The organism is Microcoleus sp. S13C4, from assembly GCF_036700865.1.
In the GTDB taxonomy this organism is placed as follows: Bacteria; Cyanobacteriota; Cyanobacteriia; order Cyanobacteriales; family Microcoleaceae; genus Microcoleus.
Genome location: NZ_JAUBPS010000083.1, coordinates 1 through 25,188, shown reverse-complemented (window position 1 = coordinate 25,188; position 25,188 = coordinate 1). Strand labels below are relative to the sequence as shown.

The following is a 25,188-nucleotide window of genomic DNA, read 5'->3' as shown; positions in this document are numbered from 1 at the left end:
ATTAATAATTAAATGGGGTCGCAAAATCAAAAATAAGGGTAATGCTTGTATCACAGTTTAAATGTGCAACAGCTTACCCAATTTCCAATTACCAATTCTAAATGCCTAACAATCGAGCTGGATTGTGTTTCATCATTAAATCAATTTCGTGCAGAGAAATGCCTTCATTTATCAATTTTTCCACAAATAATTTGTAACCTTCCGCCGGCAAAGGATCGGGTTTCCTTCCTAAATCCGTACTCATAACAAAATGCTCTGCTCCTATTAGTTTAATCGCTGCTGCCATCTTACTAATAGAAACTTGATGCCAGTTTTTGTGTCCGTCATCAGCGGCATTTTCTCCCATCAAATCGTTTACAAATGCGAGTTCTAAGAAAGCTCCGGCTGCGGCGGCTGTTTGCATATTTTCTAGGGATAAACCCGGTACATCCGCCATTGCGTGGGTAATCAGGATGTTTTTAATGTTGAGCAGGTTGGCTTCACCGACAACCGCCATCACTTCTTCTGAGGAAATATGACCAGTTTCCAATACCAAATTCTCTTTTGCTACAATCTTCAACACCGCTGCTGTTTCCGGTAAAACCTTGCCATTTTCCGCAATTTTAATCCCTATTCCCGATTTGTGAAAAACCTGCAGGTGATGCTCAGCATCAACCGTTGGTAGCCACACTACTTTACCGTATTTGCCACCGATGCGGTGCATTGCCTCAACCGCTTCGGGATTAATGCCACCTACCGAATGATTGAGAACAACTCCCCCGAAAACTTCGATTTCTGGTACTATTTTATTAACCAGAACTGCCCGCGCTGCTGTGCTGGCATAATGATTTTTCAAGACAACAGCTTTCATCTTCGCCCTAGCAGCTAATTTCCCTACTTCAAAATCATCCAACCTGCGAGGAATCACATCCGGAGAAGAATGAATGTGAAAGTCGATCGCACCTTCGATCGTACTCTTGGGCAAATTGACCATCGGCGGATCTCCGACAGCATAAGCTGGCAGACAAAACCAAGAGCAAACCATCCAAACTAACGTTAAAAAAACAGCTTGCATTCATCCCCTCTTCCCTTCTTCCCTCTGCGTTCTCGGCGCCCTCTGCGGTTCATTTCCTCTTAATCCTCTCAAATAAAAGATTTAACCGCATTTGCTAAAGCTTCTGCATTCTCTTCGTGCATACCCAAAGAACCGGGAATAACTCGCGATTCAACACCCGGTAATTCCGTTAATGCTTCCATTTCAGCCTTTGATTTGGGCGGCGCATTTTCAGCAATTACAACCATCACCGGCACTGCTAATTGTTGAAAATTATCTGTAAATTCCGATCGCACTTTTGCCGGATCTAAACCACCAGTCACAAAGGCAGCGGAACCGTATCGAGCACCGGGTTTTTGCGTCACTTGCCATTTGCCTTGAATGAAATCCGGCGTGACTTTAGCTGCATCAACATAGACGTGGCGGCGGTACATGAGACTGAGGAATGACGGCGCAGTGTTTAGTTTGTATAGGAATTGTCCCAGTAAGGGCGATCGTACTAATTCTCTCACAATTCCATGCCACCCGCTTTGCTGTTTGCTCATCGTCGGCAAAGGCCCGCGCCAAGTCGGCGCAGCTAACACAATCTTTGACCAAACATTGGACTGTGATTGCGCTAATTGCATCACATAACCCGCAGCGTGACCTGCTGCAACTACAGCAACAGGACTATTAAAATTTGCCTCAACAAAATCCTTAAGAAATTGATGGTATAATTGCGGTTGATAGTCAGTACGCGGGCGATCGGATTCGCCGAAACCCGGCCAATCTAAGCTCACAACTTGAAATTTATGAGCTAATAATTCTGCTAAAAAACGCATTTCTTCTCGCGTCGAAACCGTACTGAAAGCCGGCAGCAGCAATACAGGATTTCCCTGTCCTCTGGTTTCGTAAATAACTTTTATTTGCCTTTCTTTCCAATTCCAGAGATATTCTTGAACTGCGGCGGGATAGTTGCCAGAACCTGATTTTGTTAAATTTGTAGTTTGAGTCATGCCTGTTTATTCTTTTAATTTGCTTCGGCTTGCTTGCTCAATTCACAAGCAAGTGCCTTATTTTTCATCATTTGAAAGATGTTGTAAAATCCGTTAGCCCGGGAAGGTGTCAGACTCACATTCAATCCCGTGTCTTGAATAAAATCTGGGGTAATGGTGACAATTTCAGCAGGCGTTAATCCGCTCAAACCTTCCACCAGCAACCCAACTAATCCTTTGACTAACTGAGCGTCTGAATCACCTTGATACAGAACTTTTCCTTCTGCCAAATTTGCAGTAATATAAACTTGCGACACGCACCCAGAAACTTTGTTTTCCGGCAGTTTATCGCTTTCGGGGAATGCTGGGAGTCGCTTGGCATACCACAGCAGTTGTTCGTAGCGCTGTTTCGGATCGGAGTGTCGCTGAAAGCGCTGGACGATTTTAGCTAGGGCTGCGGGTAGCGCGGTGTTTGCGGACATGATTTACTCGTAGCAGTTTATTTTGCTAATATTATAAACTTTATTGTAGCAGCAGGTACGCTCGATTTGCAACATCAGCGTTGATCTGCATTCATCTACTGTTACAAACCCAAAAATACAACTTTTGGCAGTCTCGTCCGTGTAGCTGCGAATAACCTTCGCCATTACAAACGGTCAAATTATAGAGTGATGAAATATCAAAAAAAACAACTGTTGAGCTGTGAGAGAATTCGATAGTATGCCTTTTGCCCGAAAGACATCGAAGGCCATTTAATTGGTGAGAAAATATTAAAATTTGTGGGCATCAAAAGGTCGATAGCTCTGCATGATCGATCGCCGATCTGAATAGATGATTGTAGATGACAAGTGCGATCGTCCCGCAATTATCAAATTTCGCAACGATCGCGATTTGAGCAAAATTCAAACGTTAGCTCGAACACTATGGCTCGATCGCCCTTACACGGGTAAAAGCGGCACACCGCGCAACTGGCGCAGGGAATTGATGCAAACGGGGCAGTCGCAGCCAAACATCGCCACGGCGGCATCGCTTTCTTCTTCCGAAAAGTCCAGCATCGCCACCGGCTGGCCATCCGGCGACTGCCAAGCGATCGTCGGTTTAGAATTTGAAGCAGCGGTTTTGGCGGAGAGGCGCACGCAACTCAGACGCTGAGTGTGGGGCGATCGCACGCAGCGGGGCGCATCACCCGATTGGCTTGGTGTTTCGCCAATTTGAGCGGGATTGGCCAGGGCGCTCAAAGACATCAGAGATCCAAACAGCGTCGGGCTTACAAGTAAAGTGAGGAGCAATCTATTCATTTGTCGTCCTTAAGAACTTCAACGTATACAGTAGCCGATTATCTGTTGAAATTCAACAAGGTTTTCGTCCGATATCAGTTTGATTTGGGGTTATTAAGGCTTAAAAGCCGAATATTTGCGGCCCAAACCTTCAACAATTATCCGCGTATTAGCAACCAGATAAGTATCACCTTTGCTCCCACTTTAAGAATTGTTGCAATTTGAGTAAATTTAACTTGCCAGGGATAGCAAATTCATCCAATGCGGGTAAACTGATTTCAGCAAGGACAACTCGAAACAGCGAACAAGTTTACCTCAAAAACCAGGTGGGGAGTGATGAGTACAGTTTTAGTGGTGGAAGATTCCCGCAGCCAGCGGGAGTGCATTTCACATCAGTTGAGATGCAGCGGCTTGAATGTAATTCAGGCATCTGACGGTGTGGAAGCGCTGGATAAAATTGAAAAAAATTGCCCAGATTTAGTATTATTAGATGTCATAATGCCCCGCCTGGACGGCTACGGCGTTTGCCGTTTAATTAAAGCTAATCCCGAAACTCGGAATCTACCGGTGGTATTTTTAACAGGCAAGGGACAGCAGTTACCTTTATTTTCGAGGTTCCAGGGCGATCGCGCCGAGGCTTATGTTAGCAAACCTTGGCAGCCGAGGGAACTTTTGGCAACGATCAAAAAAGTTTTGCTCAATGCCAATATTAAGTTCGATCGAGCTTCAGCGGACGCTTGGACGGAATATGGAATTTTAAACTTAAACACAGTCGAACTTTATCAAAGCCACGCGGATGCTTGGACAAAATACAGCGCCCAAATTATTAAATTGTACGATTCCAGCTTAGCAGCTTTCGAGCAAGCTTTGACAATTGAACCGAGTCACTCGAATGCAAACAAGTATCGCAACCGAGTCCAGACAATCCGGGCAATATTGATCAAAAAATTAGAGCAAACTAAACCTTGCAAAGTGTGCGATTATTATTACGGCAAGGATGGCATCACTTGTGCGGTGCATCCGGCTGGCCGCCCTCAAGAACTCTGTCGCGATTGGGAATTTAATTAAACTAAAATGAAAACAAATAACCGCGCTAACTTGGAAAAGTTGCTGCAAGAAAGAAACGAACATCCCGAAAGAATGGCTGAAATTGATGAAAAAATTAATGCCACTTTCCGCAAAAATTACGCAATTTTAGTAATGGATATGTCGGGATTTTCTCGCACAACAGTCCGCTACGGAATTATTCATTTTTTGGCAATGATTCACCGGATGCACGGAATTGTCAAACCGATAATTTCCGAATACGGCGGCACTGTAGTTAAGGAAGAAGCAGACAATATTTTTGCAGTTTTTGCTGATGTAAAATCTGCGGTGGAAGCTGCGATCGACTCTTTGAAACAAACGGCCGCTGTCAACACGACACTGCCGCCGGAGATGGATATTTACCTCTGCATTGGTATTGGCTGTGGCGATGTTTTGATGCTGGAAGGAGAGGATATGTACGGATCGGAATTTAATTTGGCATCAAAGCTGGGAGAGGATTTGGCGGAACGGGGAGAAATTTTGCTCACCTCAGCAGCCTTTGAAAAGTTGGAAGGTGACAAGGAAGACTGGGAAAAAGTGGAACTTTCGGTTTCAGGTTTGGAGTTGGTGGCGTACAAGCGGCTGTAATCGGCTGAATTTCTGTTGTGTTCTCGTTTTTTGCCCGGCTGGAAAATGAGAACATGACTTGCGCCAGCCTTCACTAGAAACCCGGTTTCTTCGCAGATATCGGGCGACTCAGCCATTTTGGTAGAAACCGGGTTTATGAGGCTTTAGTCCTAGAGAATATCGAGTTTAAATAAAATTTAAAATCAGATGATTGAGGAACACAAAACTTGGCAATCTATTAATTTATCCGCTATTGGACAGCGGCTGGCTTGGCTGCCGCAACAGCCAGACAAAGTTATTTTTTGCAAAGAGTCGGGTGTTCACTATGTTGCAGTCACAAAAGAGCGATCGCACATTAAGCTATCTTTAGTAGAAAAAGTAAATCAGCACACAGATTTACTGCAATCTGTTTTCGATTTCAACAATCCTTTACATCTAGTGTCTGAATATACTCAGGCGATGATATTGGGTTTAGTGTGGCAAAGCCAACCTCAAAGAATCTATATGGCTGGATTTGGCGGCGGCAGAATTCCCTTAGTTTTGCACCACTATTTCCCGGAAACTGTTATAGAATGTACGGATGTCGATCCGATCGCGATCGAAGCAGCTACACAGTGTTTTGGGGTGAAATTCGACGATCGGCTAACTGTAACAATTCAAGACGGCAGAGAGTATTTAGAGCAGCAAAAATCAGATACTCAGTACGATATCATTATGATCGACGTAGCTTTTGGCAACGGCTACTTTCCGCACCGCCTATCCACCAAAGAATTTTATCAAATCTGCGAAAAACACTTGTCAAGCGAGGGAGTTGTGGTAGCAAATATGCTGCACAGAGATCAGTTTTATGCCGAAAAAATCAGGACTTTTCAAAGTGTGTTTTCTCAGGTGTGCCTGTGTGTTTGCCAGGAAAGTAATAGCATTTTGATTGGTAGCAACAGCCAGATTTTGGAGAAAGATGAGATTGTTGCTAAGGCAAAATATTTGCAAGATAGCTATCAATTTTCCTTTCCATTAACAGACAGGGCGCTTGAGGTAAAAGTAGGTAGAGAATTGGCGGCAGCTATACCTAATTTAGAAAAAGCTCAAATTTTGCATGACGATTCGCCGCCCGTTGGTTATTTTGATTGCTGGTTATTGTGATATTTATAGTAAGTCCGGGTTTACTCTTTGTGAAACAGGCTGGAAAGGCTGTTCCTGATGTGGCTTTCACGATGTTGAGATAGCCCGCCGATTGAAAGAGACTGTGGGATGAAATTGCCTTTTGAGTGCGATCGTATATAACCATCGACAATAGGGCCACTGAGGACACGGCATTGCCGTTTCCCTACCCCAACATAATCAATCTTTCTCAATAATAGATCTAACCATCGCCCGATTAATTGTAGCGAAACCGCACGGCGTCCTCTTCTGACTGTAGGTAATATCAATTCCGATGCCACCGGATTTGATATAACTCCTATTTCATATATTCACCCATCTGCTGTTCCAGCTTAGCTAACAATGTATCCACATCGGTCGCGGCTTCCTCAAAACAAACGGGAGGTTCAGGCTTAGGTTCAAAAAGAATCAACTTAATTTGACCTTCACCGATCGCCAAAATCGCCACTTCCTTCTCAGGCTTGTGAGCGTTCAACACACCTACAACTTCCTGAATATGACTTTTTACTTGACGGTTCAACTCCTCAACCGCCTCTTTCTTACAATACACAAAACGCGCAGTTTCTGCAATATCAATTGCTAAAATCTCCTCGCTTTCCTCTCCCCTTTCCAGAAATAGCCCCCAAGCCAAAGCAGCCAATTCATGTTGATTAGCTTTCACAAATTTATCTAACTTGCGGCTCCAGCTATTTTCGTTGGGTTTGGACTCAGGGCTATCAAATAAAAACATTTTCTCTTCTTGTTTGTATAAACTAATATTTTACAGTCAGTTGTCAGTTAGCAGTTGGCAGTTGGCAGTTGGCAGTTGGCAGTTGACTGTTGTCATTAGTTACCCATGCCCAATGGCCCATCCCCAATTACAAATTAGCAATTCCCAATTACCCAAAACCGCTGCGTTTCTATCTTATACCAGATTGCACGCGCCAGAGCGCCGCATAAATTCCGTCCTGTTCGATCAGTTGTTCGTGCTGCCCAGATTCTACCACCAGCCCTTCTTCCATGACACAAATGCAATCGGCATTGCGGACAGTAGAAAGACGGTGGGCGATCGCAATTGTAGTGCGATTTTTGGTGATTCGTTCGAGCGATCGCTGAATTGCCGCCTCAGTCTCGTTATCCACCGCTGAAGTAGCTTCGTCAAGAATCAAAATCGGCGGATTCTTCAAAACAGCCCTTGCAATTGCAATTCGCTGCCGCTGACCCCCCGACAATTTTTGACCGCGTTCCCCTACAATAGTGTTGTAACCGTCGGGCAATTGCGAAATAAACTCGTGAGCCTCCGCAATTTTAGCAGCATTTACTATCTCTCGATTGCTTGCCTCAAAACTGCCGTAAGCAATATTTTCTGCCACCGTACCGTGAAACAAAAACACATCTTGACTCACTAATCCGATCGCTCTCCGCAAATCTTTTAAATTCAGGTTATTTAATTCTATTCCGTCGAGATAAATATTGCCGTACTGTACCTCGTACAGCCTCAATATGAGTTTCACCAGCGTACTTTTTCCCGACCCGGTAGCGCCAACAATCGCAGTAGTTTTTCCAGCCGGCAGAGTCAAGGAAAAATACTGCAAAATCGGTTTTCTTTGATTGTAAGAAAAGGTAACATTTTTAAATTCCAGCTCACCCTTAATCGAACTAACTGGCCGCCGAATATCACCCGTGTGAATTGCGATCGGAGTATCCAACAAATTCATCACCCGATTAGTAGAAGCCATTGCGCGCTGGTATTGATCTAGAGTATCTCCCAGGCGAGTCAGCGGCCACAGCAACCGCTGGGTCAAAAACACTAAAACGCTGTAAGTTCCCACAGACAACCGGCCCGCCACTACCTCCAAACCGCCCAGAAATAGTGTTGCAATAAACCCCAAGAAAATCACAACCCGAATCAGCGGAATAAAAGCAGCCGAAAGTGCGATCGCCCGTCGGTTGCTTTGGCGGTAAGCTTGGCTTTGTGTTTCGATGCGCTGAATTTCATAATCTTCGGAAGTAAAACTTTTAATAGTAGTAATTCCCATCAAATTATTCGACAGTTGCCCGTTTAGAAAACTCACCTTTTCCCGCACATCAGCATAGAAAGGAGCGAGGCGATTTTGAAAGGCGATCGAACCCCAAATAATAAAAGGTATCGGCAGCATTGACAGCCCAGCAACACCCGGCGAAGCAGCAAAAAAAGCCGCCCCAATCACAACAACCGTTGTAATTACCTGAATTACCTCATTAGCGCCGTCGTCCAAAAAACGTTCGAGTTGATTGATATCATCATTGAGAATAGAAATCAAACCCCCAGTGCTGCGTTCTTCAAAATAAGCTAATTCTAATTCCTGCAAATGGCTGTAAGCTTCCAGACGCAAATCGTGTTCAATATCCTGAGCCAAATTGCGCCACAAATAATCATAGGCATATTCAAAAATAGATTCCAACGTCCAAACAATCGCGCTCAAAAGAGTGATAATTGCCAGTTGCCAAAAAACCTCTTTTATGCCCCACTGAGCGAGTATAGAATCTTGCTGTTTCACCACCACATCAACGGCAATACCAATTAATGCTGGCGGCGCTAAATCAAAGAATTTATTCAGCAGCGAACAGATACTTGCCAGCCAAGCTTTCAGGCGGTAGCGGCGTCCGTACTTCAGCAGCCGCTTTAGGGGATGGACAGGTTTTGATGGATTTGGTGATGCTTGAGAATCATTCATAGGGCATGGGGCATCGGAAATAGGGCCGAGAATTAAAAATTAGTAGGGTGCTCCGCGCGCACCTTACCCTTGTTTAATTTTTAATTCTCCAATGCCCCGTTCCTAGGCTTTAAACGTTAACACTGGATTCATTTTAGCGACTACACCAACTATTTGCGTCTCAACCTGAACGTCAATTACTGGTTGAATTGGTTTGTAAGGGGTTGGTGCTTCTTCGATTCTGCGTTCTTCGCGCCAGGTAATGCAATCTACGCCAGTTAATTCCAAAGCGGAGTCAGTTTTGTCAACACCTTTGCGACTCATATTGAAGCGCGATCGCGCCCTTCCTGCACCGTGAGAAGCCGATCGCAAAAATCGATCGTTTCCCTTCCCAACCAGCAAATAAGAGGGCGCGCCCATCGAACCCGGTACAATTACAGGCTGACCCGAATGTGCCCGACAACGCCTTTGCGAGTCACCCAGCGGGCACCTTCAGCTAAGGTAATATTGTGAGGCAAATCGTATACTAACGGAGCTTCCACATCGCCGAAAACTTGCAGCAAACGCCAGCGCAGAAGTTGTGCTAGCAGCAAACGGTTGATAAAACCGTAGTTAGCGGCTGTTGCTTCTTCCGCTGGCAAATAGCTCACAAGTTCGGGATTTGCTGCCACAGACAGCGAAAAAAGCCGGGATTCAGGATGTTTTAGACTTTTTTGCTAGGCCTGGCAAGCTCGATCGGGCAACATTCGGCGAACCCGAGTAAATCATGAAGCCGAACCGGTGGCCACCGGGATCACTATTCCTGCTGTTTCGACTATGCAATCGCCACTCCCGCATCCCCTGGATAGAAGTCAGGAGTAGCGCCAGCGCAACCAACGCAACCACCTTGAGGGTGACGAAATTCGCCAAACTTGCTAACTGTTTGAGCGCTTTGCTTCCACAGGAAAATCCTCTGGGAGCAAAACTTCTGCTGTTTGAGCATCGGCATCTTGCCAGTGTTCATTCAAAGAACTCTTAAATTCTCTTTTGGAACTGGTAAGATTCCACTGTTCTTTCAAATAACTATTGAGAGAAATAGAGTAGACTTTGGTGCTGTAACTAACATCGAGACTTTGCCGAGACAAAGCTCGCAAAAGCCTGTTCAAGTTTTTCGGCTGCTGCATAAATAGTCTTTTGCGGGTTGCATACTAACCGCCAGGAGTGGAAGAGATTTTTTAGGCAAAAAAAGACTTGGGTTCAGCAGCGGCCATCTTTTTCAAGATAAGTTAAAAGGCAATTATCTAATGACTAAATTTATGGCATATCATTTCTAATCTGTCAATCCTTTCATTGAATTTTTAATAAATATATATGATTTACCAAGCACTGTCAGAAACCCGGTTTCTCCCTAGAAAAATAGCATCCAAACCAAAGATTTTGCGAAGAAACCGGGTTTTTTGAGCCAGCGTGTCCTACCGCATTCCAGTCTTCATTGCGAGGAAGTAGGGGCAATCGCCGACGGTTGCCCCTCCCCACTTAAAGAAAATACCTCACCGTCGTCACCACCCGACTTCTCTTAGCCCGCAAAGCCGCTTTCAAGAAGAAAGCAGTTTGATTGTGCAGCAGTCCCTCCCACCAATTTCGCGTCACAAAAGCCGGAATGATCAGCGTTAAATATACTCCCGGTCGCTGTTCTTCAAACAAAGTCAAAAAGTGCGTCAAAGCCTCACCAACAGAACGGTAAGGCGATTCCAGAATTTCCAAAGGAATGTCTGACTGCAAATCTTTCCAAGCTAACTGTAATTTTTCTCGATCGGTCAAACCAATATCTACGTGAACTGCCACAACTTCATCAGCAATTAAACGAGCGTAATCAAGGGCCTCGAAAGTTCCCCGGTGCAACTGCCCGACTAACACCACTGCCGGATGTGTTACCGTCTTAACTTTAGGTCTACGAAGATAAGACCTCGGTTCTATTCCCTGAATGCTCAAGCGAGCCGCTACATACCGATAGTGTCGGTGAATAGCTAAAAATAGACTGACTACGATCGGAATAGTTACTACGACAACCCAAGCTCCCAAAAGGAATTTTGTAGCGAGAATTACAGCCAAAACTCCCGTTGTTGCCACTGCACCAATACCGTTCATCACAGCACTAACTTGCCAACCTTTACCTCGTTCCTTAAACCAGTGAATTACCATTCCCGATTGGGAGAGAGTAAAAGAAGTGAAAACCCCAACCGCATACAGGGGAAGCACCGCGCTCGTATTGCCTCGAAAGATGATAATTAAAAGAGCAGCGCAGAAGCTGAGCAGATTAATGCCATTAGAATAAACCAGTCGATCGCCCAACAGCGACAACTGCCTCGGCAAGAACCCGTCCCGCGACAAAAAATAACAAAGTCGCGGAAAATCAGCATAACTCGTATTCGCCGCCAACAGCAAAATTAACAGAGTTGCGGCCTGCAAATAGTAATAAAATACACCGACACCAAAAATCTGTTTTCCCAATACAGAAAGGAGCGTTTCATGTTCTGTAGGAATCACCTGATAAATATGGGCCAAGTAACTAACCCCCAAAAACATCGCTCCCAGAATTCCCCCCATATAGCTCAAAGTCAGGCGCGCATTTTTCCATTCAGGAGGCTTAAAAGCCAACACCCCGTCTGATATGGCTTCAACTCCAGTCAGGGCTGTACAGCCCGCCGCAAAGGCGCGCGCCAGCAGAAATAATCCCAAAGGTTCCTTAGCTGGAATATTTTGTAATGTCGGCATAACCTGACCTGTTGCCTGTTGGAATAAACCGCAGCCAATCAAAATAAAAATGCCAAGGAGAAACGCATAGGTGGGAACCATAAATATATTGCCCGATTCCCGCAATCCCCTGAGATTGGCAAACATGATTAGGACAATAAAAAATAAACACAGTTCGACTGTGTAGGGGTGCAGCGAGGGAACTGCTGAAGTCAAGGCTGCCACCCCAGCCGAAATACTGACTGTGACGGTGAGGATGTAATCAATCATCAGCGAAGCTGCTGCGATCAAACCGGGATAAATACCCAAGTTTTCTCGCGCTACAATGTAAGCGCCACCGCCGTTGGGGTACGCTTTAATTGTCTGTCGGTAAGACAGCGCCACGATCGCCAACAGTAAAATAATAATTCCAGAAATAGGCAGCGATAACCTTAAACTACTACTCCCCGCTAGTAACAGTACCAGCAGAGTTTCTTGAGTAGCGTAGGCAACAGACGAAAGTGCATCGGAAGCCAGAACAGCTAGTCCTGTAGCGTTGCTTAGTCGCTCGTGAACCGATGCGCTAGTCGGAAGAGATTCACCCAGTAAAAATCGCTTGAGTCGAGAATAAGTGTACATGGAAACTCAATATATAGGCGTCCACAAATCATAATCTAGACGGGAACCGTTTTAAGTAATTTGTGGATCACAATTTGTAATTCTGTCTCGCTTGTTGAGTCAGCTTCAGCTTGTGTTCGAGAGCTTGCCAATTTTCGGCTTCGATATCGCTGATGAACTCGTCGAGACTGTCGCGGTAAATAGAGAGCGATCGCAACAATTCCTCTCGATTGTACTTCGCCACCATCACTCCCAGCTCGGGATTGCCGCCCCCAACGCGGCTCGTGTCCCGAAAACCCGAACTCGCCAAATGTTGGGCTAAATTAACAATATCCCGATCGCCCTCTTGATCGCACGCAGCAACCAGCGTCGCGCTCGCCATGAGCGGTAAATGAGAAATCCAAGCCACAGCTCGATCGTGCTCGCTCGGCTCACATCGGTAAACTTTAGCACCCAGCAACCGCGCAATTTCCTCAACCTTATCCACCGCAAGCGCCGGCGTCTGGGAAGTCGGCGTCACCACGTAAGGCCGCCCGACAAACAAATCCGGCACCGCCGCCTCAATCCCGCTTTCAGCAGTCCCCGCCATCGGGTGTCCCCCCACAAAATTCGGCCACAGAGAAGACACAGCCTGCACTATGGGTGCTTTTACGGAACCGACATCCGTTACAATAGTATCAGGGGAAAGATAGGGCACCAACTCTCGGACGATCTGCTTGATCGACCCTAGAGGCGTGCAAATAAAAACCAGATCGGCTGCTGCGATCAGAGACAGGTGTATGCTGGCTTCATTTACAACACCGCGAGCTTGCGCCCGATCGCAAGTCTGCTGCCGACTCGAAACCCCAAAAACATCAAACCCGCGCGATCGCAAATCCAGCCCGATCGAGCCGCCAATTAAACCTAGTCCGACAATACCGATATTCATAGCAATAAAATGGGGATATTTGATACGGTGCCGCCCCCATGACAGTCGAGGAACTCCTGAAAAAATATGCCGCCGGAGAAAGAAACTTTGCCGGAATCAACCTGACTGAGGCCAACCTCAGCGGCGTCAACTTGAGCGGAGCCAACCTCAAGGGTGCGAATCTGAGTGTAGCAAACCTGAGCGGAGCCAACCTCAGCAAAACCAACCTCACAGGTGCCAAACTCAACATTGCCAGACTCAGTGGCGCCCATCTAGGCGGCGCCGACCTCACCGACGCCGACCTCAACGTCGCTTATCTAGTGCGAGTTGACCTCAAAAAAGCCACACTCATAGGAGCCAAACTGATCAGAGCCGAGCTAATTCGAGCCGAGCTCAGCGGCGCCAACCTGCAAGGCGCAAACCTCAGCGGCGCCACCCTCACCGAAGCCACTCTTCGAGGAGCCAACCTCGAACAAGCCAACCTTCGAGGTGCTCATCTCAGCGGCGCGTGCTTGACAGAAGCCAACCTCGAACAAGCCAACCTGCAAGGAGCCGACCTCAGCCGAGCCGACCTCAGCGGCGCAGACTTGCGAGGTACAGAACTGCGGCAAGCCAATCTCACTCAAGCCGTACTCAGCGGCGCCGACCTCAGCGGCGTCAATTTGCGCTGGGCAATCCTCAGCGGCTGCAATCTCCGCTGGGCCGACCTCAGCGAAGCCAAATTGAGCGGTGCCGACCTCAGCCGAGCCGACCTCTGCCACGCCGACCTGTCAAATGCCAGTTTAGTTCACGCCGACCTGTCAAATGCGTATCTGATCCGCGCCGACTGGATTGGAGCCGACTTAACCGGAGCCACCTTAACCGGAGCCAAACTCCACGCAGTTTCGCGGCTCGGCATCAAAACCGAAGGCATGACCTGCAAGTGGGTTGATCTGAGCCCCAACGGCGACCACAGCCAAATTTACTGGTTGAACTCCGGAGGAACCCACGAATTTTTTCACGAAACCTTGCCCACCGTTCGGATTGTGATTGACTCGCCCTTAGACCAAGGCGCTCATTTTGCCCTAGCTGCAACTTATTACCAAATTGCCCAACAATACCCGAGTTTAAGTCAGCCTCCCACGATCGAAGTCAGCTCCAGGCGCACCGTACTCGCCTTTAAAATGGACAGCGACGATAAATTATTTGCCACCGCTTACGTTGCCATCATTCCTTTTAACGACGCCGCCATCACTCAAAAAAACCTAATAGCTTTGATGAAAATGATTCAATCTCACGATGCAGGCAAACTTAACGTCAAAGAATCTAAACACGTTCAGTTATGCAGCAAAGCTCTCAACCAAGCTATTAGCAAAGTAGACCAAATCAAAATTTCCAGTTCTTTTCCAAAAATCGGCGAAAGCATCAATTTTTTTCAGATTCCTACACAGATGATATTAATTAATTCCCGCGACCAAAGACTCAGCGTATATCACCACCCAGGCTTCGGCAAGCGCTTAATTAAAAAATATGAGCCGAGCAACTCAACCTCGGGTAAGTTAGCCGAAAGCACAAAATTAGGTCAAGCTAATATCACTAGCATTTTGGATTTTATAAAAGGCTTCCATAACATAGATGTCTAGGCATATTGCATCAAGTTACAAAAAATGCTTATTCTAGTTTAAAGGTTGGCACAACAAAGCTTTGTTCTAGCTAACACATCAGGGAAATTGAAAAGCATGGATGCCGAAGAACTCATCACCAAATATGCAGCAGGAGAAAGAGACTTTACTGCTATCCTCCTTTGCGAGGCAAATCTCAGCAGGATCGATCTCAGCGGGGCTAATTTCAGTGAGGCAATCTTGAGCCTCACCAACATGAGCGGCACCAATCTGTCAAACGCCAACATGAGAAAAGCCAAACTCAATGTTGCCAGACTCAGCGGTGCCAATCTCTACAAAGCCAACCTCAGCGGCGCTATCCTCAACGTGGCTAACTTGATTCGAGCCGACCTTAGAGAAGCCCAACTCGTCGAAGCTACAATGATCAGATCCGAACTGATCCGAGCCGACCTCAGCAGTGCAAACTTGAGCGGTGCAAATCTCAGCGAAGCAGATTTGAGAGAAGCAACCCTTAGAGAAGCCAATCTAGAGCAAGCCGACCTCAGCGGGGCTCATCTTAGAGGCGCTTCCCTAACAGCGGCTAACTTGGAACGGGCAAACTTGCACAGAGCCGACCTCAGCAGGGCAGACTTGCGAGGAGTCAACCTCTGCAATGCCGAACTCAGACAAGCTAATCTGTCTCAGGCAAACCTCAGCGGTGCTGACTTGCGAGGCGCTAATCTCCGGTGGGCTGACCTCAGCGGGGCGAACCTGACCGGCGCTGACCTCGATGAAGCGAGATTGAGCGGGGCCAACTTGTACGGGGCAAATTTGAGCAATGTCAATCTATTGAACGCTACTTTGGTACACGCGGATTTGACCCAAGCGAATTTGATTCACGCGGATTGGGTAGGGGCCGATTTGACGGGGGCGGCCCTGACGGGGGCAAAAATTTACGCGGTGTCTAGGTTTGATGTGAAAGCAGATGACATTACCTGCGATTGGGTTGACCTCAGTCCTAATGGCGATCGCAGCCACATTCAGCGCTTTACTCCAGAAGAATCTCAAAGGTTTTTCAATGCTACACCGCCGACAGTCCAAATTATTGTCGATCGACCCCTAGACCCGGATGCTAACTTTGTCCTTGCAGCTACCTACCGCCAAATTGCCCGTCAATACCCTGCTTTGAACCATCCTCCCAGTATCGAAGTTAATTCCAGACGCACAATCATATCATTTAGAATAGAACAGGACGAGCAACTATTTCCCACAGCTTTCGTTGCGATTATTCCCTTTAGTGATGCAGCATTTACTCAGAAAAATTTGATGACTCTGATCAAGATGATTCAACCCCAAAGTGGTAATAACCTGGGCGTTAGAGTCTCAAATATGGTAGTGCAATTAAACGTCGCCCTGACCAAAACAATGAGAAAAATAGGGGAAATGAAAATTCAGCCGATTCGCCTCGATCGCGAACCGATGTCAAGTTTTTTCCAATCGCCTACCCAAACTGTACTGGCTAACTCCAGCGCCGAAACTTTGATGATTCACTATCACCCAGATTTTGGCAGAAACTTGACAAATTTGCCCGGAGTCAACAAAACGTCTATCAGTCCTGCAATTAAAGCTCAAAGATTTACCACCCCGCCGCTAAATACGGTCATTGAGTTTGTCAAAAGCTTTTATCAGCTCGGTGAGTAAATACTATAAATTAATTTGATATCACTTCTCTTCATGCCATATAAAAGTTAGCAAATTGCCATTTCATTCAAGTAATAAAAATGCAAGCTGAAGAACTGCTCAAACGATTTGCACTCGTCAAGAGATACACAGAAGGTGACAGAGATTTCACAGGAATCAACCTGAATGAAGCAAATCTCAGCCGCATCAACCTCAGCCAATCAATTTTAAGGCGGGCTAGCTTATTTGTCACCAACCTCAGCGGCGCTAACTTGAGCGAAGCTAACTTGAGCGAAGCTAACCTGAATGTGGCGAGACTCAGCAGTACCAACCTGTCGCGGGCAATCTTAAACGGGGCTACTCTCAACGTAGCAAACTTAGTGAGAGCCGATTTAAGTGCAGCTCAATTAATCCGAGCATCCCTGATTAGAAGCGAATTAGTCCGCTGCGAACTCAGCAAAACTAACTTCAGTGGCGCAAACCTGACTGAAGCAGATTTAAGAGAGGTAAAACTGACGGAAGCTAACCTGTGCGGTGCTAATCTTTCCGGTGCAAATCTCAGAGGTGCTTCGGCTTCTTCAGCTAACTTTCAAGAAGCTAACTTGCACGGCGCGGATTTGACGAAAGCAGAACTTAGCGGTGTCAATTTGAGCAATGCCGATATGAGACAAGCTTCTTTGCAACAGGTGAATCTCAGCAGTGCCAATTTAAGCGGAGCTAACCTCAAATGGGCTGATTTGACGGGAGCTAACCTCAACGGCGCCGATCTGAGCTGTGCTAAATTGAGCGGAGCTAACCTTAACGGAGCAGATTTAAGAAATACTAATTTAGGAAGTGCTAATTTCGTTCACGCTGATTTAACAGAAACAAATTTGATTAATGCTGATTGGGTGGGCGCTGATTTGAGGGGGGCAACTTTAACCGGAGCCAAACTGTATTTGGTTCCTCGGTGTGGCATCATCGCAGATGATATTGCTTGCGAGTGGGTTGACCTCAGCCCCGCAGGCGATCGCACTCAGATTCAACAATTTAATTCGTCGTCAGAATCGAGAAAGTTTTTAAATCACACACCTGGGTTAGTGCAAATTGTGGTTGACGCACTTTTAGACTACTCAGCAAACAGCACTTTAGCAACAGCTTACAGCGAAATAGCTCGGCATTACCGGGCAATGAATTTTCCTCCTAATATTGAAGTCGGCTACCGCCGCACAACTCTAACTTTTAGATTTGAGAGCGATGAGCATTTATTGCCAGCAGCTTTTTTAGCGATTCTTCCTTTTAAGGATGCTGTACAAACTCAGAGAAATATTATGGTTATCGGCAAAAATATCGAAAGTCAAAATTTAGATGAAAAACGAATAGTGCAGTTGCGTAAAGCATTGAGTACAGCTACAAATAAATTAAATGAGTTGATAAGTTTGATCTCTAATATATCACGGGTTAGTCAGCCAACAAAGTTTTTTGACTCACCTACCCAAACTATTTTAATTAGTTCGGGACAGGAGAGTTTGATGGTGAATTCTCACGGGAATTTTGGGAAGGGACGTGCAACTCATCAGGAGAGTAAATTCAGTTTGCCTCTCGGTCAAAAAGTAGTTGATTTTCTGGCCAGTTTTGATTATGTTGAGTGAGAAATGTCAATTTTAAAACCGATTGATTGAGGTAGAAGTCCACAACTCATTGCTCCGCTTCCTGCGATCGAACTCCGAGCCGCACTGGCCCCACCATTTAACGATGGCGCGGCTCGTGGCGCGGGCTTTGCGCTTGGGGCGCAGCGCTCTGATCCAAACAGGGCTTCCCGCTGGAGCTTACCGACAGCGGTATCGAGTTAGCTATTTGATGCCGATTTTGATGTGGCAGGAGCCTGTGATTTTAGTGGCGCCGACACGGGTGATCGAGCATTTGAGATCTGTGGAAATTCCGCGTTTGCAAGAGTGGCTGCAAACTGATAAGCCGATCGAGATTTATTCCGATAATGCCACTGGACGAGGATTGATGCTAGCCGATCCCGAGTCTTGGCTGGCGACTCGCTTGGCGGGGAATTCGGAACTGCACAGGAATATTCCGACAATTATCGACGGTGTGGATGACTTGGAAGTTTGGACGCGCCAGCAATTGACGGCGGGTTTGCAACCGGCGGATTGGAATGATTTAATGCAATCTCAGCCAATGCTCGCCGATGCAATCCTCCAAGGGCGGGTAATGCTAACGCGGGCTTTCTTTAAGCATCCGGCGAAACCAGAGGAGTGCTATTTGCTGGAAACAGCAGAGCAAAATATTTTGAAGGGGCTGTTTGAAACCATCGAGCCAAACCCCCTAATTCCGGCTGCTTGGAGGAATTTTTGGCAGCGGTGGGAAGCAAACGGAAAACTGCGGTGGGCGCAAATTCATCGGGAGGCTGGCTCATTTTCTCTGTTCTGCGCGCCGGTGCAGGTGGCTGAGGTTTTGAGCAAAATTTGGGAGGATCAGCCGATGGTGTTGATTGGAGGGGCGGTGGATGTGGAACCGAAGGCTCCGATTTTCCGGGAAATGCTGGGACTTCCAGAATTGACGAGCGTTAAGTTTTCGCCCGATCGACAAAGCGAATTAATTCAACTGTACATTCCCAACTGGCTGCCGCTGCCAAATACGCCGGAATTTCAGGGTGTTTTAATGGAAGAAATTCGGACTTTGCTGTTGATGAGCGCGTCGGTGGCGGGTTTAACGGTGCTGATTGTTGGTGATGTGCCACTGAAGGCTCGGCTGGCGGCGATTTTGGCTTCTGAGTTCGGTTCTCGGGTGCAGGTAGAAAAAACAGATGTGGGCGAGAATGCGATTTTGGTGACTGGGTGGGAGTTTTGGCGGGAACATCAGGGGGAATTGAGCGCGCCTCACTTGCTGGCGATCGCAACTTTGCCGCTACCTTCTTTGGAGAATCCTTTGGTGACGGCGCGTGTGGCTTATTATAAGGAACGGCGCAAGGATTGGTTTCGGTTGTATTTGCTGCCGGCGGCGCTGAATGAATTGCAGCGGGCGATCGCGCCGGTGCGAGAACGTCAAGGGGTGGTGGCGATTTTTGACAGCAGGGTGATTCACCGCAGTTATGGACAGCAGGTTTTAGCGGCTTTGAGTCCTTTTGCGAGGATTGATTATTTGGATACGACTTGGCTGACGCAGGCTTGAGATGACCTGTTGGCGTATAATTTGGTTAGGTATCCAGTTGAAATCTAATTTAGTAGACAAAGATTATGGGTGAAGCTAAGCGTCGCAAAGAGTCGATCGGCGACGAATACGGTAAAGAAGAACGCATCGTTGCCTGGCTGCCAATCACGAAAACCCAAAGCGAAGATTTTGTGAAGTGGACAAGTCGCGGAAGCTGGTTCGGGATTAGCCTTTTGGTGGCTTGGTGGATTGTAGTGCGGTTTGTCGGCCCAGCGGCGGGTTGGTGGCAGGTTAACTGATGCCAGACTCGACAAATGCCTGTATTCTTGGCATTGTGTCGAGTTTAACTCGGAAACCAGCGGCTGAATTTTTAGGAAAAATTTAGTTGCGAATTTTGACTTGGTATGGTATCTTAATTATCTGCGGGCAATTAGCACAGTGGTAGCGCACTTCCTTCACACGGAAGGGGTCACAGGTTCAAATCCTGTATTGCCCATCGAATTTATTTTCTGATTCCTCTTATTTCTTAGTCCCCCTCTGCTGGGACGAACTTTTGTGTAGCCGCAGTTTCAACCGCCGTCACCTTCTTAAGCTTCAACATATTCGCAAATAGAGACAGGTTCGGGAATCGGAAAAGCATCCTCTTGTAGTCCTTCAATATGGAAGGCGATCGCCTCTTTAATTAAATTTCTCACCTCTTCTAAACTTTCAGCCACAGCTACACATCCAGGTAAATCGGGAACATAAGCACCGTAGCTAGTTTCACCTTTTTCAATTACAACAGCATAACGCATTAATCTTCCTCCTCTTCTAGTTGAGCTTGCCGCCAAACACTTTTAAGCGTACCAATTGGCATATCAACGCCTAAATTACCTGACACCGTGACAGTCCCAGCCTTTTCTGGGTGTTTAAATTGACGATGACTGCCCTTTGTTCTAGCTAAATACCAACCATCATCTTCTAACATTTTAATAACTTCTCTAACTTTCATTTTTCATCTATAAAACTCATCAACTCCCGCACTTTTATTCCCATAATATGCTCTAACTTCAGCAACCTCTCCATTGTAACCTGCGCCGCTGATAAAAAATTTCATCCTGCTTTGGGTTCCAGAGTCCCGATGATCGTAATCTCTCTCAAATTGGGTCAACTGGCCGGAGTTCAGCGTCAGTGAGCATTTTTTAGAGTCTGTTTGTAAAGAAATTTAGATTCCTAAGTCCCCTTGCTAATGATTCATCCAATTACTACGCTTGAGAGTTGAGTTTTCTACCCAATATTCTCGTCCAAGTTCTATCAATCCTCTAGGCAACGGATTTTTGGCTAGCGGATTATGTATCAATACAAAATCGTTTCCAGGGTAATTTGGATAATTTAGTGCATCTACATTTGAAAATAAGATAGCACTGATTACGTCATATTTAGAATTTAAAAATATATTTGTTGACACAAGGCTACCTGATTTATTATAAGATGCGCCTTGATATTGATGATGTACATCTAACACTTCTAAGGAGTCGATATTTATTTCTATAACTTCATTTCCAAAGGGAAGAACACAACGAACTATTCTAGGAATATCTATCTCTTTGCTTGCCGATGGGATTGCACCACCATTCACAGCTATAACATAGCAATCATCTTCTAAAATAATTTTTTTCTCAGTATATACAGAGTATTTCTTATACTTTTTATCTATCACAGAACAGTAACGTAGTTTGATTTGCTCATCGGGAACATCTCTAACTACTCCAAACTCTATTTCAGGAACTGCATTAGCACTCCTACCTGCTGTTGGGGCTACGGCTTCCAACCATACCTTCAATTTTTTTCTCAAAATCAGTAAATCTGGTCCCCCTTTACGCTTATCATATGGAGCTAATGATACTCCTTGTTTAATCAAAGAAAACCCTAAGTACATTTCCCAAAACCGAGGATAAAAATCTTTTCTTACTTCTTGCAAAAAATCCTTATCTGCATAAGGCTCATACAAAGACCACATATGCTCAATATTTTTCTTGTCATCCTTCAAAAACATAGATTGAATAATTTTTTCGTCTTCCGAAAAAGTGAGGCCGTCTCTAAGACTATTATATAAATCATCTTCAGCAGGTTCAAAGGTAAAAAAAGAAGACATGGCAATTCTAAATTAAAATGAAACTCTAAGCAGCTAACCGTTCCGTAAACTCAATCAACTCATCCACCTGTTCCTCCCTAAACCACCGCTCCACCGCATCCTCTCCACACCTATCCAACGGTTCCTCATACAAATCCGCCACCTCCAACCGCCGATTCTTCAAAAACACATTCTGCACCGCCCGTAAAAACCGAATCTGATTCGCATTAAACTGCCGCTGGCTAATAAACTCCTCAAAATTCCGCCGCACCACCTCCTGATAATCCGGCAATGCCTCAATCTCCATCAACTCCCGCAAAAACGCCAGCAAACTATTCACCTTCAAATTAAACGCCTTGCGAATATTCGACTCCGACAACTGCACGTTTTCCCCGCCTAATTCTTGCCGCATTGTACGTTCTAACGCCACCAGTTGCAAGTCCGTCACCGTTTCCCCATTCCGAATTGCCGCGATCATCGGGTGAGTCTCCACAATTTCCAACACCTTTTCCTTAAGCCGCTGGCGGTGTTCCTCGTTGATCATTAGACAATGTTCAACAAGACCAAATCCGCGATCGCCCAAAACTTCCCTTCTATACTACACCTATGCTACACTAATATCGTAGCTCGTGTCCCCGCAGGAGGTTCCCTCATGGCAAATGCCAATCTTCCTCAAAATTTCAACTTGATCATCCCCGCAGGAACCCAAATTGTCACCAAAATCGAGGTCAAAAACCCCGCCAGCGACCAATCTTGGAAACCGGGATTAGTAGGGGTCATCGTTCAATCGCCTACGGACAATTCCCACGCATATTTAGTCAAACTCCCAGACGGAACACAAGTTAGTCTGCGGCGGCACGAACTCAGTATCCGCAAGCAGTTTCAGAGCGAAGGATTGCAGTCAGGAGGAGATTTTCTTGCAGAATACAACCTCTATGATTCTGTAATTTACCGCTGCATTGTTGGTTCGAGAGCTTATGGTCTTGATAACGAGCAATCCGATACAGACAGACGCGGGATTTACCTGCCGCCCGCAATACTTCATTGGTCGCTTTACGGCATCCCAGAACAATTGGAAAACAAGGAAAATCAGGAATGCTATTGGGAAATGCAAAAGTTTTTAGTTTTGGCACTAAAAGCTAATCCAAATGTGCTAGAATGTTTGTACACGCCTTTAGTAGAAACTGTTTCTCCTGTAGCACAAGAATTGCTCGCAATTCGGGAAATCTTTCTTTCTCAATTGGTTTATCAAACTTACAATAGCTACGTTTTGTCTCAATTTAAAAAAATGGAGCAAGACCTCCGCAATACCGGGGAAATTCGCTGGAAGCACGCGATGCACTTAATTCGCTTGCTGCTGTCAGGAATTACGGTGCTTAAGGAGGGGTTTGTACCCGTTCGCGTGCAGGATTATCGATCGCAACTTTTATCGATCCGCAACCAAGAAATATCCTGGGAAGAGGTGAATCGCTGGCGGTTGAGTTTGCACCGTGAGTTCGATCGCGCTTTTGCTGCAACTAAATTGCCAGAACGTCCTAATTACGAAAAAGCGAACCTGTTTTTGATTAAATCTCGTAGAGGTGCGATCGAAATCGGATCTTGAAATCGCTTTCTGTGAAACAAAGCCCGCCTGCATGGACTGGAATAAATGACAGAATACATCTCGAATCTCACCCAAATTATCTCCGTTCAACCTTATCCGCTGCTGTTTGCGACTGTTAGCGGATCGCACTTATACGGCTTTCCTTCCGCAGATTCTGACTTCGACTTGCGGGGAGTACACATCTTACCGCTACCGAAAGTAATTGGACTGATTTCTGGAGAAGAAACAATCGAAGTTTCGGAAGTTCAGGAGGGAATGCAACTTGATTTAGTAACTCACGACATCAAGAAATTTTTTGAGTTGCTATTGAAGCGCAACGGCTACGTGCTAGAACAACTGTATTCGCCGCTCATAGTTTACAGTACAAAGGAACACGAGGAATTAAAGGATATCGCCTCGAACTGCATTACCAAGCACCACAGCCACCACTATCTCGGTTTTGCTAAAACTCAATGGAAATTGTTTGAGAAAGAACGCCCGCGTCGGGTTAAGCCGCTGCTGTACGTTTACCGAGTGTTGCTGGCGGGGATTCACTTGATGCAAACGGGAGAAGTCGAGGCGAATTTGGTGAAACTTAACGAGAAGTTCCAGTTGTCGTATATTCCTGATTTGATCGATCGCAAGCTGGCTGGCGAGGAAAAATCAGTGCTGGAAGATACAGATATTGAATTTTATCCGCAAGAGCGCGATCGGCTAATCAATATATTAGAAGAGGCAAGTTTTACAAGTCATTTGCCGTCAAATCCTAATGCAAAGGTTGCTCTTAGCGATTTTCTGGTAAAGGTGAGGATGTCATCTGTGAACTAAGTTGTTCCACCTCTAATTAGTCGTTTGGTGCGGCGAAGATAACAGAACCTCCAGTCCAGGCGTCAGTACCAAAGAAACCGGGTTTTTTATCGTGATTAAAAGCTCGAGTGTAGTATTTGCGTCGTCCATTAAACCCGGTTTTTAGTGATTTACCTTGATAGATGTGTGTTGGCTGGTTCGCTAAAGCCAGGTAGGTCGATATGTTGATGTTCGGTAAATTGTGTGTTTTTTCCTGGTATGTAAATATTCCAACTTACCCCGCCTAAATATGTCTTGATATATGAAATCAAGGCATGGATAAATACAACAATGCCCACCATTTCAAATGACTCTTCAAGGGTCGTTAATATCACGTAGGATAGATTCCCCGGTCCCGTTGTATAAACTATGTATCCTCCTAGCATTTCCACTCCGATTGCTCCTCCAATATAAAGAGCGCTTGCTGCAACAAACAATTTTCTTGTAGAAACCGGAAGGTGGAACAGGAACTTAGTGTAGGATAAGAGAAATATCGCTACTAGAAAACCGATCGGCACAACCCAAGTAAAGTAAAGAAATCCTGTGGCATTTAGCAGGCTTCGCATCGGGTAAACAAGCTGTTCGTGCAATTGACCCACTTCGTCTAAAGATAGATATAAAAAGATGAATGATAAAATTTTCCAGTGATGCTTGTAGCGACAACTATCCAAATTTTTCGCATGGGCGATCACACCCACCAACAGAGAACTAAACAGCAATGCCAAAAATGAGTAGAAGGTTGGAATGTTCCCCTCGTCATCAACGTTGAATCCTTTTGCCAAGAAGTCTCTAGACGGGTAATCCGGCAAGAAGTACAAAGTCATCTGACTTAAGAAAGATAGTACAAGTAGACAGAACACCACTCGAAGCAAAAACTGGGTTACAGCTCCTGGATTTAAAGGAATTTGGAATTTCATGTTCTCTTAACCGTTCTCTTAACCTTTGGTTAAATGTATGTTATCAAAAAAACAAAAATCCCCGTATATCTACAGGCATAGAAGACTCCTCCTGGTAAAGGCACTATTTTTTTACCGTAAGATTAAAGAATTTAGCAGACATCGATCACCCTTAATTTTATTCTGGCTATATAAAAAAAGATTTTCCTGAGGCGTAAATTACTGTAGTTTAGACTAAAAAATGATTGCAGCTAAAAGTAGCAACCTTTGAATATCCGGCAAGCTGTTACTCAAAAACTCAAGAGGGAGAAGATTAAATAACTAATCTTGAATACTTTTT

The 25,188-nt window shown here is 45.7% G+C and carries 26 protein-coding genes and 1 tRNA gene; 11 read left to right on the top strand and 16 right to left on the bottom strand.

What is annotated here, in order from left to right; translation table 11 throughout:
• Positions 1 to 97: 97 nt before the first annotated feature.
• The 4 genes from QT996_RS24710 to QT996_RS24695 form a co-directional block, all read right to left on the bottom strand.
• On the bottom strand, positions 98 to 1,054 hold the full coding sequence (locus tag QT996_RS24710) for a DUF6282 family protein (RefSeq protein ID WP_333049788.1): 957 nt from the start codon (positions 1,052 to 1,054) through the stop codon (positions 98 to 100).
• Positions 1,055 to 1,122: 68 nt separating this feature from the next.
• Complete coding sequence (locus tag QT996_RS24705; protein WP_333049787.1) at positions 1,123 to 2,028, bottom strand: alpha/beta hydrolase; 906 nt, start codon at positions 2,026 to 2,028, stop codon at positions 1,123 to 1,125.
• Between the two features lie 14 nt (positions 2,029 to 2,042).
• Positions 2,043 to 2,489 carry a SufE family protein gene (locus QT996_RS24700; protein WP_333049786.1) on the bottom strand — a complete coding sequence of 149 codons (447 nt, stop codon included), beginning with the start codon at positions 2,487 to 2,489 and terminating at the stop codon, positions 2,043 to 2,045.
• A 456-nt stretch (positions 2,490 to 2,945) separates the two neighbouring features.
• Positions 2,946 to 3,305, bottom strand: coding sequence for a hypothetical protein (locus tag QT996_RS24695; protein ID WP_333049784.1), 360 nt, complete (start codon positions 3,303 to 3,305; stop codon positions 2,946 to 2,948).
• A 315-nt stretch (positions 3,306 to 3,620) separates the two neighbouring features.
• On the opposite strand from QT996_RS24695, the gene QT996_RS24690 reads away from it, so the two are divergent.
• The 3 genes from QT996_RS24690 (at position 3,621) to QT996_RS24680 (ending at position 6,080) form a co-directional block, all read left to right on the top strand.
• Positions 3,621 to 4,352, top strand: coding sequence for a response regulator (locus QT996_RS24690; protein WP_333049783.1), 732 nt, complete (start codon positions 3,621 to 3,623; stop codon positions 4,350 to 4,352).
• 6 nt (positions 4,353 to 4,358) lie between these two features.
• Positions 4,359 to 4,958 (top strand): adenylate/guanylate cyclase domain-containing protein, encoded by a 600-nt coding sequence (locus QT996_RS24685; protein ID WP_333049781.1) that lies wholly within the window; start codon positions 4,359 to 4,361, stop codon positions 4,956 to 4,958.
• Positions 4,959 to 5,144: 186 nt separating this feature from the next.
• A complete protein-coding gene (locus QT996_RS24680; RefSeq protein WP_333049780.1) occupies positions 5,145 to 6,080 on the top strand; it encodes a fused MFS/spermidine synthase in 936 nt (311 codons plus the stop codon).
• A gap of 316 nt (positions 6,081 to 6,396) precedes the next feature.
• Here the strand turns inward: QT996_RS24680 and ccmS are convergent, their stop codons facing one another.
• The 7 genes from ccmS to QT996_RS24645 all read right to left on the bottom strand — a co-directional run bounded on the left by ccmS (position 6,397) and on the right by QT996_RS24645 (position 13,031).
• A complete protein-coding gene (ccmS, locus tag QT996_RS24675; protein WP_333049778.1) occupies positions 6,397 to 6,828 on the bottom strand; it encodes a beta-carboxysome assembly chaperone CcmS in 432 nt (143 codons plus the stop codon).
• A 169-nt stretch (positions 6,829 to 6,997) separates the two neighbouring features.
• A complete protein-coding gene (locus QT996_RS24670; protein ID WP_333049776.1) occupies positions 6,998 to 8,794 on the bottom strand; it encodes an ABC transporter ATP-binding protein in 1,797 nt (598 codons plus the stop codon).
• 102 nt (positions 8,795 to 8,896) lie between these two features.
• A complete protein-coding gene (locus QT996_RS24665) occupies positions 8,897 to 9,193 on the bottom strand; it encodes an RtcB family protein (protein ID WP_333049775.1) in 297 nt (98 codons plus the stop codon).
• Positions 9,194 to 9,207: 14 nt separating this feature from the next.
• Positions 9,208 to 9,423: an RtcB family protein gene (locus QT996_RS24660; protein WP_333049773.1), complete on the bottom strand. Its 216-nt coding sequence runs from the start codon at positions 9,421 to 9,423 to the stop codon at positions 9,208 to 9,210.
• A 264-nt stretch (positions 9,424 to 9,687) separates the two neighbouring features.
• Positions 9,688 to 9,936, bottom strand: coding sequence for a hypothetical protein (locus QT996_RS24655; RefSeq protein WP_333049771.1), 249 nt, complete (start codon positions 9,934 to 9,936; stop codon positions 9,688 to 9,690).
• A gap of 352 nt (positions 9,937 to 10,288) precedes the next feature.
• Positions 10,289 to 12,124 carry an APC family permease gene (locus QT996_RS24650; RefSeq protein ID WP_333049769.1) on the bottom strand — a complete coding sequence of 612 codons (1,836 nt, stop codon included), beginning with the start codon at positions 12,122 to 12,124 and terminating at the stop codon, positions 10,289 to 10,291.
• 67 nt (positions 12,125 to 12,191) lie between these two features.
• The gene (locus tag QT996_RS24645; protein ID WP_333049768.1) at positions 12,192 to 13,031 is read right to left on the bottom strand and encodes a prephenate/arogenate dehydrogenase; all 840 of its coding nucleotides are present in this window, start codon (positions 13,029 to 13,031) and stop codon (positions 12,192 to 12,194) included.
• Between the two features lie 38 nt (positions 13,032 to 13,069).
• On the opposite strand from QT996_RS24645, the gene QT996_RS24640 reads away from it, so the two are divergent.
• From QT996_RS24640 to QT996_RS24615, 6 genes are all read left to right on the top strand, one after another.
• Positions 13,070 to 14,632, top strand: a complete 1,563-nt coding sequence (locus tag QT996_RS24640) for a pentapeptide repeat-containing protein (protein ID WP_333049767.1) — start codon at positions 13,070 to 13,072, stop codon at positions 14,630 to 14,632.
• Between the two features lie 96 nt (positions 14,633 to 14,728).
• A complete protein-coding gene (locus QT996_RS24635; RefSeq protein ID WP_333049765.1) occupies positions 14,729 to 16,291 on the top strand; it encodes a pentapeptide repeat-containing protein in 1,563 nt (520 codons plus the stop codon).
• Positions 16,292 to 16,371: 80 nt separating this feature from the next.
• Positions 16,372 to 17,901 (top strand): pentapeptide repeat-containing protein, encoded by a 1,530-nt coding sequence (locus tag QT996_RS24630; RefSeq protein ID WP_333049764.1) that lies wholly within the window; start codon positions 16,372 to 16,374, stop codon positions 17,899 to 17,901.
• A 22-nt stretch (positions 17,902 to 17,923) separates the two neighbouring features.
• Positions 17,924 to 19,432, top strand: a complete 1,509-nt coding sequence (locus QT996_RS24625) for a helicase C-terminal domain-containing protein (RefSeq protein WP_333049763.1) — start codon at positions 17,924 to 17,926, stop codon at positions 19,430 to 19,432.
• Between the two features lie 65 nt (positions 19,433 to 19,497).
• Entirely contained in the window at positions 19,498 to 19,710 is a 213-nt protein-coding gene (locus QT996_RS24620) for a DUF2839 domain-containing protein (RefSeq protein WP_333049761.1), read from the top strand.
• Positions 19,711 to 19,835: 125 nt separating this feature from the next.
• A tRNA-Val gene (locus QT996_RS24615) sits at positions 19,836 to 19,907 on the top strand.
• A 91-nt stretch (positions 19,908 to 19,998) separates the two neighbouring features.
• Here the strand turns inward: QT996_RS24615 and QT996_RS24610 are convergent.
• The 4 genes from QT996_RS24610 to QT996_RS24595 all read right to left on the bottom strand — a co-directional run bounded on the left by QT996_RS24610 (position 19,999) and on the right by QT996_RS24595 (position 22,068).
• Positions 19,999 to 20,205 carry a type II toxin-antitoxin system HicB family antitoxin gene (locus QT996_RS24610; protein WP_236506884.1) on the bottom strand — a complete coding sequence of 69 codons (207 nt, stop codon included), beginning with the start codon at positions 20,203 to 20,205 and terminating at the stop codon, positions 19,999 to 20,001.
• A complete protein-coding gene (locus QT996_RS24605) occupies positions 20,205 to 20,402 on the bottom strand; it encodes a type II toxin-antitoxin system HicA family toxin (RefSeq protein ID WP_265237275.1) in 198 nt (65 codons plus the stop codon). The genes QT996_RS24610 and QT996_RS24605 overlap by 1 nt, the downstream gene beginning before the upstream one ends.
• Positions 20,403 to 20,636: 234 nt before the next feature.
• Positions 20,637 to 21,545 (bottom strand): hypothetical protein, encoded by a 909-nt coding sequence (locus tag QT996_RS24600; RefSeq protein WP_333049759.1) that lies wholly within the window; start codon positions 21,543 to 21,545, stop codon positions 20,637 to 20,639.
• A gap of 25 nt (positions 21,546 to 21,570) precedes the next feature.
• Positions 21,571 to 22,068, bottom strand: coding sequence for a type I restriction-modification enzyme R subunit C-terminal domain-containing protein (locus QT996_RS24595; RefSeq protein WP_333049757.1), 498 nt, complete (start codon positions 22,066 to 22,068; stop codon positions 21,571 to 21,573).
• A 6-nt stretch (positions 22,069 to 22,074) separates the two neighbouring features.
• Here QT996_RS24595 and QT996_RS24590 point away from each other — a divergent pair, with 6 nt between their 5' ends.
• Together QT996_RS24590 and QT996_RS24585 are read left to right on the top strand one after the other, a co-directional pair.
• A complete protein-coding gene (locus QT996_RS24590; RefSeq protein ID WP_333049756.1) occupies positions 22,075 to 23,127 on the top strand; it encodes a DNA polymerase beta superfamily protein in 1,053 nt (350 codons plus the stop codon).
• A 45-nt stretch (positions 23,128 to 23,172) separates the two neighbouring features.
• Positions 23,173 to 23,934 carry a nucleotidyltransferase domain-containing protein gene (locus QT996_RS24585; protein WP_333049754.1) on the top strand — a complete coding sequence of 254 codons (762 nt, stop codon included), beginning with the start codon at positions 23,173 to 23,175 and terminating at the stop codon, positions 23,932 to 23,934.
• Between the two features lie 149 nt (positions 23,935 to 24,083).
• On the opposite strand, the gene QT996_RS24580 is transcribed toward QT996_RS24585, so the two are convergent.
• Positions 24,084 to 24,869, bottom strand: a complete 786-nt coding sequence (locus QT996_RS24580; RefSeq protein WP_333049752.1) for a hypothetical protein — start codon at positions 24,867 to 24,869, stop codon at positions 24,084 to 24,086.
• Between the last annotated feature and the right edge of the window lie 319 nt (positions 24,870 to 25,188).

Excerpts from the sequence above, each read along its gene's own strand:
- QT996_RS24710 (WP_333049788.1), bottom strand. The coding sequence starts at position 1,054 with ATGCAAGCTGTTTTTTTAACGTTAGTTTGGATGGTTTGCTCTTGGTTT.
- QT996_RS24705 (WP_333049787.1), bottom strand. The coding sequence starts at position 2,028 with ATGACTCAAACTACAAATTTAACAAAATCAGGTTCTGGCAACTATCCC.
- QT996_RS24700 (WP_333049786.1), bottom strand. The coding sequence starts at position 2,489 with ATGTCCGCAAACACCGCGCTACCCGCAGCCCTAGCTAAAATCGTCCAG.
- QT996_RS24695 (WP_333049784.1), bottom strand. The coding sequence starts at position 3,305 with ATGAATAGATTGCTCCTCACTTTACTTGTAAGCCCGACGCTGTTTGGA.
- QT996_RS24690 (WP_333049783.1), top strand. The coding sequence starts at position 3,621 with ATGAGTACAGTTTTAGTGGTGGAAGATTCCCGCAGCCAGCGGGAGTGC.
- QT996_RS24685 (WP_333049781.1), top strand. The coding sequence starts at position 4,359 with ATGAAAACAAATAACCGCGCTAACTTGGAAAAGTTGCTGCAAGAAAGA.
- QT996_RS24680 (WP_333049780.1), top strand. The coding sequence starts at position 5,145 with ATGATTGAGGAACACAAAACTTGGCAATCTATTAATTTATCCGCTATT.
- ccmS (WP_333049778.1), bottom strand. The coding sequence starts at position 6,828 with ATGTTTTTATTTGATAGCCCTGAGTCCAAACCCAACGAAAATAGCTGG.
- QT996_RS24670 (WP_333049776.1), bottom strand. The coding sequence starts at position 8,794 with ATGAATGATTCTCAAGCATCACCAAATCCATCAAAACCTGTCCATCCC.
- QT996_RS24665 (WP_333049775.1), bottom strand. The coding sequence starts at position 9,193 with ATGGGCGCGCCCTCTTATTTGCTGGTTGGGAAGGGAAACGATCGATTT.
- QT996_RS24655 (WP_333049771.1), bottom strand. The coding sequence starts at position 9,936 with ATGCAGCAGCCGAAAAACTTGAACAGGCTTTTGCGAGCTTTGTCTCGG.
- QT996_RS24650 (WP_333049769.1), bottom strand. The coding sequence starts at position 12,124 with ATGTACACTTATTCTCGACTCAAGCGATTTTTACTGGGTGAATCTCTT.
- QT996_RS24645 (WP_333049768.1), bottom strand. The coding sequence starts at position 13,031 with ATGAATATCGGTATTGTCGGACTAGGTTTAATTGGCGGCTCGATCGGG.
- QT996_RS24640 (WP_333049767.1), top strand. The coding sequence starts at position 13,070 with ATGACAGTCGAGGAACTCCTGAAAAAATATGCCGCCGGAGAAAGAAAC.
- QT996_RS24635 (WP_333049765.1), top strand. The coding sequence starts at position 14,729 with ATGGATGCCGAAGAACTCATCACCAAATATGCAGCAGGAGAAAGAGAC.
- QT996_RS24630 (WP_333049764.1), top strand. The coding sequence starts at position 16,372 with ATGCAAGCTGAAGAACTGCTCAAACGATTTGCACTCGTCAAGAGATAC.
- QT996_RS24620 (WP_333049761.1), top strand. The coding sequence starts at position 19,498 with ATGGGTGAAGCTAAGCGTCGCAAAGAGTCGATCGGCGACGAATACGGT.
- QT996_RS24610 (WP_236506884.1), bottom strand. The coding sequence starts at position 20,205 with ATGCGTTATGCTGTTGTAATTGAAAAAGGTGAAACTAGCTACGGTGCT.
- QT996_RS24605 (WP_265237275.1), bottom strand. The coding sequence starts at position 20,402 with ATGAAAGTTAGAGAAGTTATTAAAATGTTAGAAGATGATGGTTGGTAT.
- QT996_RS24600 (WP_333049759.1), bottom strand. The coding sequence starts at position 21,545 with ATGTCTTCTTTTTTTACCTTTGAACCTGCTGAAGATGATTTATATAAT.
- QT996_RS24595 (WP_333049757.1), bottom strand. The coding sequence starts at position 22,068 with ATGATCAACGAGGAACACCGCCAGCGGCTTAAGGAAAAGGTGTTGGAA.
- QT996_RS24590 (WP_333049756.1), top strand. The coding sequence starts at position 22,075 with ATGTTCAACAAGACCAAATCCGCGATCGCCCAAAACTTCCCTTCTATA.
- QT996_RS24585 (WP_333049754.1), top strand. The coding sequence starts at position 23,173 with ATGACAGAATACATCTCGAATCTCACCCAAATTATCTCCGTTCAACCT.
- QT996_RS24580 (WP_333049752.1), bottom strand. The coding sequence starts at position 24,869 with ATGAAATTCCAAATTCCTTTAAATCCAGGAGCTGTAACCCAGTTTTTG.